The sequence below is a fragment of the Streptomyces sp. NPDC086080 genome, assembly GCF_044540255.1.
Taxonomy (GTDB): domain Bacteria; phylum Actinomycetota; class Actinomycetes; order Streptomycetales; family Streptomycetaceae; genus Streptomyces.
The window spans coordinates 1-4,782 of record NZ_JBITRU010000088.1; the positions used below are offsets into that span (position 1 = coordinate 1).

1 protein-coding gene is annotated in these 4,782 nt (G+C 64.3%); it reads right to left on the bottom strand.

Annotation, left to right across the window (positions count from 1 at the left end):
• Positions 1-939 precede the first annotated feature (939 nt).
• The gene (locus tag ACIF9R_RS38035) at positions 940-4,653 is read right to left on the bottom strand and encodes an RHS repeat domain-containing protein (protein ID WP_399987669.1); all 3,714 of its coding nucleotides are present in this window, start codon (positions 4,651-4,653) and stop codon (positions 940-942) included.
• Between the last annotated feature and the right edge of the window lie 129 nt (positions 4,654-4,782).

The following is a 4,782-nucleotide window of genomic DNA, read 5'->3' on the forward strand; positions in this document are numbered from 1 at the left end:
GTCGCGTCTCTCGTTGCTGAACCCGGCGGACCGACCACCGCGGCGCATACACAGGCGATCAGCTCATCTCGCCGACTGAGAACGCATCAGCCCTGCGTAACCCACTGTCCCGCCTCAGGTGAGACCCATACGAATTGCGACCATCAAGCCGATTAGAGAAGTGAATGCAGCAACGCCGCCCGTGAGCCCGAGCGACCTCGGTGAAGCCCTTTCCGTGGGGCCGGGTGCGACTCCCGTGGCAAAGTGGAATACCCGATCCGCTACGTGTGCAATGTTGCAAGCAATGATGAGCCCCAAGGGAAACGCGACGCCCAGGTCAAGAGAGTTCCCAGGCTCATCTCCGTAGGGTCACGACCCGCGACTTCCAGCATGTTTGTCCTCTTACCCACCTGTCAACTATCCACTTGGATTATATTCCGATACGACCAACTTGTGTGCCGTGCAAAGCGAGGCAGCCCAGCCCGCACAGGCACGCGTCCACTTTGGCCGTCGTCGGTGGTTAGTGGGGGTCCTTAGCAGACCGCTTTCCCCATTCAAGACGCCTCAGGAATCGGGCTATTACCGCAATCAAGGCTAGGGACCCGACGGAGAAAAGGGCCTCTGTCAGACGTTCAAGATATCCACCACTACTTACGCCCTCAAAGAGCAAGAGCCCGAAACCGCATGATAGCTGGAGAATTGCAACAGACCACAGCCCCAAGTCTACCGAGGGAGCGGCACCTGACGTATCGGATTCCTGCCGCTCCACCCGTTGCCGCTGCATTGCCAGCACGAGGAACAGAATGAGTGGAGCAGCTGCCGCAGCAGCTCCGGCGGCTTGCCAGGGAGGTCCTACGTAAAGTGCGAGCGATGCAGAAACGCTCAGCCAGGCGGCCACCAATGACATGGTGACAAACCGGGGAAGCTTTCTCGCGAGTGCCAACAATGAAAAATCCTCTCTCAGTCCGACCACTTGGTCCCGAAACGCATGTGATTCTTCACTTGTCTTCCGTACTCGCCCCCTTTCCAAAAGCGCCCTCCGTTCCTTCCGGCTGTAGAGATCATCGTTGAAACGGTATGATAAGGGGCTGTCCGGCTCATCAGCATTCCCGCCTTGGCTATAGCAGTGCCTCCACCAGCTGTAGCTCCACCAATCAAACCTGCCTGCGCATACCCCTTCAACGAGTGGGAGCCTCCAGAAAGACCGTGGGTTGCAATTCCTTGCGTCATTCCGATCGCCGCCGTCATTATGATTCCACCAGCTCCTGCGCATACACCCGCGGTTGCCGCGGTGCAAACAACTACAGCTACAGTTCCAACGACAATAACGGCCGCCTGGGCTATTCCTCTCCAGTGATCATTCGCGAAATCGCCAACTGAACCAGCGGCATCTGAAACGGTTGAGGCTACCTTTCCTCCGGTGGCGTTCCAGATATCCTTGAAGAAGTTGTCGTCGTTCTTGTTCTTCTCTCTTTTCTCTCTATCGGCCTTGGCTTGCAGTTTTTGGGCTCTGTCGTGGTCGGCGTCCCATTGTGCCTGGGTGTAGACGTGGTTGGGTGCGTAGGAGTTGCGGCCTTGGTGGCCGTAGGTGTTGTAGCGGCCTTTGGAGGGGTTGGCGAGGATGCGTTTTTTGCTTCCGGGGGTCCAGGGGATGTAGGAGCCGGAGTTGCCGGGGCTGCCGGGGTTTCCGCCTGAGACAGCGCTATTGATTTTGGGTTTGCGTTTGGGGAGTCCGCCGCTGCAGGCGATTTCTTGTCGCATGCATTCTGCGATGGCTTCGCCGGTGGGGTCGGAGTAGGTGGCGGGGTTGTTGTTGCCGTAGGTGTAGGGGTTGTGCTGGGTGGGGTCGTCGGTGATGAGGAGGGGGTCGACGGAGAGGAAGCGGCCCAGGGTGGGGTCGTATTCGCGGGCGCCGAGGTGGGTGTAGCCGGTGGGGTCGGTGGTGCCGCCGACGAAGCCGCGGTCACCGGGCCATGAGCTGCTGCCGGCGGCGGAGCGGGTGGCGCCGAAGGGGAGTTGCTTGCGGCGGGTGACCGTCTGTGCCGCGCCCGTGGCGATGGCGATGAGTGCGGTGCCCTGGTGGTCGCCGAAGAGGAAGGAGAAGCCGCCGGTGCTGGTGCGGACCGCGACGGTTTCGCCGCTGTGGGTGTAGTAGCGGGTGGCGGTCTTCGCTCCGGCCGCGGTGATCTGGAGTTCGTTGCCGCCGGGGAGGTATGCGGTGGTGGAGCCGTCGGCGTTCTTGGCGAGCATGCGGTTGCCGTCGGCGTCGTAGGCGTACTCGGTGGTCTTGCCGTCTTCGACGATCTTGGTCAGGTGGCCTTCCGCGTCCCAGGTGAGGTCCTGGGTGCGTGGGCCGCCGGTGCGGCCGGCGGTGTTGCCGGCGTCGTCGTAGGTGAAGGTTTCCGTTGTGCCGGTGTCCGCGCCGCCGGTGGTGGTGATCGAGCGCAGGGCGTGGGGGCGGGTCTCGCCTGCCTTGCCCGCGGTGTAGGTGCGGGTGATGTCGGCCGTGCCGGTTCCGGTGGCGTGCTGGACTTCCCTGGTCCGGTTGCCGGCCTCGTCGTAGGTGTAGGAGTGCCAGTACGCGTCCGGGCCGCCGACCGTGCTTGCCGAAGGTCCGGTGGCGCAGTTGTCGGTGGCTTCCTTCGTGGTCCAGGCCTCGGTCATCCGGCGCAGGGCATCGAGGGCGAAGCACTGGGTGTCGGTGACGGCCGCCGTGTCCTGGCCCGAGGTGCTGGAGATGCGGGTGGTGTTGCCGGCCAGGTCGTAGCCGTAGTGGGTGTCCTCCACACGCAGGGCGATGTCACCGTCGATGGTGGAGCGGGTGAGCTGGCCCGTGTGCTCGTCGAAGTCCTGAGTACGGTAGACCTTCCGGCCGAGGGTGCCGTACTCGGCACGTATCTGGCGTCCGTAGACGTCGTAGCTGGTGCTGCCGACCAGGAGTACGGCACCGGCGGTCGTTCTCTGCGGCAGGTTGCCCTGTCCGAACACCGTGGTCTGACGCTCAGCGGGCAGACCGGCGAGCGCGGGGTGTCTCACCCATTCCTGAAGGCCGTTGTACTGGTTGTAGCCGAACGTCCAGGTGTACGACCCGGCGGCTGCACCGTCCGGCACCGTGGCGGTGGAGGAAGTGGGCTGGCCCCGGTCGTCGTAGCTGTTGATCTGCGTCGTGTACGCCTTGCCGTCCACAAAGCGAGTATCCGACGCGGGCAGCCCCTTCGCCACGGTGTCGTAAGACCACGCAGCCCGGACCGTGCTCCCTTGCCTCAGCTCCTCCCGCCGACCCAGAACGTCATAAGCAGTGACCAACTCAACACCACGGGCGTCGGTGGTCTTGACCGGGCGGTCGGCGTTGTCGTACGTGGTCCGGCTGATGCCCTTGTCCGGGTCATTCGCCTCGATCAGACGGGCGCGGGCATCGTAGGTCCAGGTCCAGGCGATGCCGGCCGGGTCGGTCATCTTCGCCAGCTGGTCATGCTTTTCGTAGGCATAGAGGGTGGCCTCGTACGTGGTGCGCGCTGCGTCGGTGTAGGCGCGGGACTCGGTCTTGCGGCCGAGTGCGTCCACGATCGTGGTGGTGGCCGTGCCGCCCTTGGGCGGGATGACCGTCGTCCGGTCGCCGGCGTACTGGGTGATGGTGCGCTTGGTCTCGTCGCCGAACTTCAGGGCGATCACATCCGTGGCACGGCCCGCGCCGTCGTACACCGTCTCCGTGCCCGCAGGAACCTTGGAGTCGTCACCGTCCACCAGCGTGGCCGAGGCCGCACCCTCCGCGTAGTAGGCACCGTACGTCTTCCAGACCTGGCCACGGGTGTCGTACCGGGTCTCCGTCACCACCCGGTTGCCCGGCGATCCGATGGCCGGTACCTGGGTCTGACGCGGGCGCAGCATGCCGTCGTAGAAGGCGTACGTCGTGTCGTACTCGCCCTGATAGTTGAGGACCTTGGTGGTGACCACGTTCGGGTCCGTCCTGGAGATGCGGTAGCTGAACTCGGCTGACGGCACCGTCGGGTGGTCGGCCTTCGTCCAGCCGAGGCTCCAGGCCTTGCTGAGGCGCCCGAGCGCATCGTACTCGAGGTCCGTCCGCTTGCCGTTAGCATCCACCGTGGCCGTGGTAAGACCACGGCGTGGGTCGGTGATCACCTTCGTAGTGTGGTCGAGGGCGTTCGTGGAAACGGTTTCCGTCGGGGCCTGCCCGGTCGCCGGGGAGTAGCTGACCGCGGACTTGGCGCCGGCTGCGTCGGTCACCTCCGTCTGACGACCGTAGCTGTCGTATGCGGCCTTGGTGACGGTGATGAAACCTGTGCCCACGCCGTCGTTCTCGTCACTCCGGGTCACACTGCCCTTGCTGGGTGCGGCGCCCAGAGTGGTGGAGCCGTCATAGTAGAACCGCTTGGCCGAGACCAGGTCTGCCGGCAGCGAAGGCGCAGTGCCGCAGGCCACCGCGACCGTCTTGGTCTCGGCGACCGTGGTCAGGATGTTTGCGCTGGTGTTGCGGGCGTAGGAGGTCGTGCTGCACTGCTCGTCGCCGCTCTTGGCCTTGTCGCCGGTTCCGGACTCAGACGTGACCATGCCCAGGGCATCGAACTCCCGGGACAGTTCGGTGCGGCGGAGGTTGCCGCCGGAAATCGTGATGCGGCTCTGTTCCTTCTGTGTGCCGGTCCGGTACGCGTACACCGCCGGAAGGCTGTCCGCCGAGCGGGAATGGGTAGCGGTGGCGGCCGAGCGCCACGGGATGTAGCTGATTGCGGAAACCAGGGCACCGCCGGAGCCGTTGTAGGTGGCTTCCTCGCGGGTCATGCCGGC